Source organism: uncultured Microscilla sp., assembly GCF_947493425.1.
Lineage (GTDB): Bacteria > Bacteroidota > Bacteroidia > Cytophagales > Microscillaceae > Microscilla.
Genome location: NZ_CANLRP010000637.1, coordinates 1 through 258, shown reverse-complemented (window position 1 = coordinate 258; position 258 = coordinate 1). Strand labels below are relative to the sequence as shown.

1 protein-coding gene is annotated in these 258 nt (G+C 40.3%); it reads right to left on the bottom strand.

The window, feature by feature from the left end:
- Positions 1-258, bottom strand: a 258-nt coding sequence (locus tag Q0954_RS34790; protein ID WP_299466895.1) for a tetratricopeptide repeat protein, incomplete at both ends; no start/stop codon positions are given.

Sequence of the window (258 nt, the reverse complement as noted above, 5' to 3'; positions counted from 1 at the left end):
TCTTGGTAGATCACCCCTATGTTGATATAACTTGAAGCTACCTTGTATTGATTATTCAGCTTTAGTGCATATTTCAAGGCTTTCAGGTGGTATTCTACTGCCTGAGGATATCGACCCAAACGTGTTTCTAACAACCCTAAATTCGTATAACTCACCGCAATGCGCAAAGCATCGTTGAGGCTTTTCCGAATTTGCAGTGATTCATTAAAATAGTGGGAAGCTTGCAAGTAATTACTCTGATTGAGGTGAATCAAGCCC